Annotated in this window: 2 protein-coding genes; both read left to right on the top strand. The window is 42.3% G+C overall.

The annotated features are described in order from the left end of the window. The first annotated feature begins 166 nt into the window (after positions 1–166). Positions 167–1978 carry a pyruvate oxidase gene (gene spxB / locus FD07_RS11660; RefSeq protein WP_020090498.1) on the top strand — a complete coding sequence of 604 codons (1812 nt, stop codon included), beginning with the start codon at positions 167–169 and terminating at the stop codon, positions 1976–1978. Between the two features lie 68 nt (positions 1979–2046). Continuing rightward, entirely contained in the window at positions 2047–3426 is a 1380-nt protein-coding gene (locus FD07_RS11665; protein ID WP_020090499.1) for an FAD-dependent oxidoreductase, read from the top strand. Positions 3427–3599 lie beyond the last annotated feature (173 nt).

Below are 3599 nucleotides of genomic sequence, written 5' to 3' on the forward strand. Positions count from 1 at the left end.
TCGGATTAAATTTGCAATCTACCATTACCTTTTTCTCTTTTAGAGAGGAAAAGGTGATTTAAATTTCAAAAATGTAAGCGCTTGATTTTAGTGTCGAAAGAGAATAGACTTTAACTACATTGTTAAAAATTAAATTGTGCACCACATTCTAGTAGGAGGCATTTTTATGATTACCAAACACACCAAAGCAACTACAATTTCTGCCGGCACTGCACTTCTCAAAGTGCTAGAAGCATGGCAAGTTGATCACTTATATGGGATTCCTGGTGGCTCTATTAATTCGGTTATGGATGCTCTTGAGGCCGAAAAAAGCCAGCTGCAGTACATCCAAGTTCGTCATGAGGAAGTCGGCGCGATGGCAGCTGCAGCCGATGCCAAACTTACAGGAAAAATCGGCGTTTGCTTTGGGTCAGCAGGCCCTGGCGGAACTCATTTATTAAATGGTTTGTACGATGCCCGAGAAGACCATGTTCCAGTATTAGCATTGATTGGTCAATTTGGAACCTCCGGTATGAATATGGATACTTTTCAGGAAATGAACGAGAATCCCATTTATGCCGACGTCGCCATTTATAATGTTACTGCGGTAAATGCCAACACACTTCCCCATGTAATTGACGAGGCAATTCGCCGGGCGTATGCGCACCAAGGCGTTGCAGTCGTTCAAATACCTGTTGATTTACCTTGGCAACTAATTAAGGCTGAAGATTGGTACTCCTCAGCCAATAGTTACCAAAAACCCCTTCTGCCTCAGCCCAACCCTGAAAAAATAAAACAAGTGGTTGACATACTTCAAACGGCCAAACGACCACTAATCTATTACGGAATTGGCACGCGGGGTGCTGGAAAAGAACTACAAGCATTAAGTCAACAACTAAAGATTCCATTAATCAGCACCTATCCGGCCAAGGGCATTGTCCCCGACGATTACGTGGCTTACCTGGGATCAGCCAACAGAGTGGCGCAAAAACCAGCCAATGAGGCGCTAGCACAAGCTGATACAGTCTTATTTATCGGCAATAATTATCCTTTTGCTGAGGTCTCTAAAGCTTTTAAGAATACATCTAAATTCCTCCAAATCGATATTGATCCGGCAAAATTGGGTAAACGGCACAAAACAAACGTCGCTGTCCTCGCTGATGCCAAATTAGCATTAGCAGCTATTTTACAACAGATTAGTGAACGTGATGCAACTCCTTGGTGGCAAGCAAACCTAGCCAACAATAAAAATTGGCGGCAATATCTGGCTAGTTTAGAGAACAAAACAGATGGGCCCTTGCAAGCATACCAAGTATTAAAGGCAGTCAACCAGGTCGCTGACCCCGATGCAGTTTTTTCGATTGACGTTGGTGACATCAATCTAAACGCTAATCGTCATCTGAAGCTGACTCCGAAAAACCAACATATTACGTCAAACTTGTTTGCAACAATGGGCGTAGGAATTCCTGGCGCAATTGCAGCGAAGCTGAATTATCCTTCAAGGCAGGTTTTTAATCTAGCGGGTGATGGAGGAGCAGCCATGACGATGCAAGACCTAGCAACCCAGGTTCAGTACCGTTTGCCAATTATTAACGTTGTCTTTACCAACCATCAATATGGATTCATTAAAGATGAGCAGGAAGATACAAATAAAAATGACTTTATCGGGGTAGAGTTTAATGACATTGATTTTAGTAAAATCGCATCTGGCGTGCACATGAAAGCATTTCGAATTGATAGAATCGATCAACTAACTGACACCTTCAATCAGGCAAGAGATCTTGCCAAAACAGAACCGGTTTTAATTGATGCTGTCATTACCGGGGAGCGACCATTACCCGCTGAAAAGTTGCGGTTGGATTCGTCGGTTTATCCAATAAATGAAGTTCAAGCATTCAAACAACGCTACGCTGCAGAAGACTTACACCCCCTCGCAACATATTTGGCTAAGTATGGACTAACTGATGCACAAAACGAAGTTGGACAAGGTGGCTTCTAGATTAATCGTTTTGGGGTGTAGTTTTCTGAGTATTCTAAACTGATTATTTACTGATTGGAGGTATTAATGTGACTAGAAAAGTTGTGATTGTTGGTGCTTCACATGGTGGTCACCAAGCAATTATTGAACTACTTAATAGATATGACGATATTGACATTACCTTGTTTGAAGCTGGCGATTTTATTTCCTTTATGTCTTGCGGAATGGAACTTTACCTGGAAAATGACGTTACGTCTGTCCATGACGTCCGTAATTTTCGTCCAGCCAGCTTTCCACAAGCAAACGTGCACATTCTAGATAATCATTTGGTAACTAAAATTAATCAGAGTCGACAAACTGTCTCAGTAAAAAATCTTAAAAGTAATCAGGACACCGAAGTTAGCTATGATAAGCTGATTCTCAGTTCGGGGGTGACCCCCAATGCATTGGCCGTTCCCGGTGCGGATCTAGAGAATGTGTTCCTGATGCGGGGCTATGATTGGGCGACGAAAATCAAGGCTAAGCTAGCTGATGATAACATTAAAAATGTAACAATTGTCGGAGCCGGATACATTGGTATCGAGGCCGCTGAAGCTGCCGCCAAGGCAGGCAAACAGGTTACTTTATTAGACGTTATCAGCCGTCCTTTGGGTACCTATCTAGATGCCGAATTAACTGATATTTTAAGTAATGAACTGGCGACAAGAGGAGTTAAAGTTCACACAAATATCGAAATTTCGGAATTCTGTGGTCGCAACGGACAAGTGGAGTGGGTCAAGAGTAAGCAGGACAATTTTCCAAGCGACTTGGTTATTCAAGCTACCGGGGTTAAAGCCAATACCAACTGGCTAAGAGGAACTGTTGATCTTGATGAACGTGGCTGGATCAAAAATGACCCCTATTTGCGAACAAATTTGTCGAATGTTTACGCGCTCGGCGATGCGACCTTGGCCTACTCGGTGGCTGCCGATAAGAAAATGCCAATCGCCTTAGCAACAGTGGCCCGTCGTGAGGCGCGGTATATCGTTAAGCATTTGTTTGAAAAAATACCCACTACGCCCTTTTCTGGTGTCGTTGGCTCCTCTGCTTTGAGTGTTTTCAGTTACAACTTTGCTCAAAGTGGATTAAATAGTTTCACTGCGCATCGTGCGGGCATCAACGTTAACAGTTCCTATTATGAAGATAATCTGCGGCCGGCTTTTATACCAAAAGACAAGGGAAATACAAAAGCTTATACAAAGCTTTTCTTCCAACCTTTTGATCATCGCCTAGTCGGTGGAGCAGTGCTATCAAAGCATGACATCACAGCGCAGGGGAATGTGTTGGCTTTGGCCATTCAATACCGGCTAACCTTAGAGGACCTAGCTGAAGCAGATTTCTTTTTCCAACCTGGGTTTGATCGGCAATGGAGTTTATTGAATTTGGCTGCTCAACATGCGCTAGGTGAAAGTGAGTTTACTAAGAAATAAAGCGGCTTCCCTTTTTTGATAGATAATACGATAAATATAAAAAAGACAGGTTAAAGGCAATGACTCAAGAAAATTATTGCTCTTAACCTGTCTTTTTAATAATTTAATGTATCCAAAGTTCCAAATAACACATTTATTTATAGCTTTGTAAGGTAGATTGCAAATTTAATCCG

The sequence above is a fragment of the Levilactobacillus parabrevis ATCC 53295 genome (assembly GCF_001434055.1).
Taxonomy (GTDB): domain Bacteria; phylum Bacillota; class Bacilli; order Lactobacillales; family Lactobacillaceae; genus Levilactobacillus; species Levilactobacillus parabrevis.

Excerpts from the sequence above, each read along its gene's own strand:
- spxB (WP_020090498.1), top strand. The coding sequence starts at position 167 with ATGATTACCAAACACACCAAAGCAACTACAATTTCTGCCGGCACTGCA.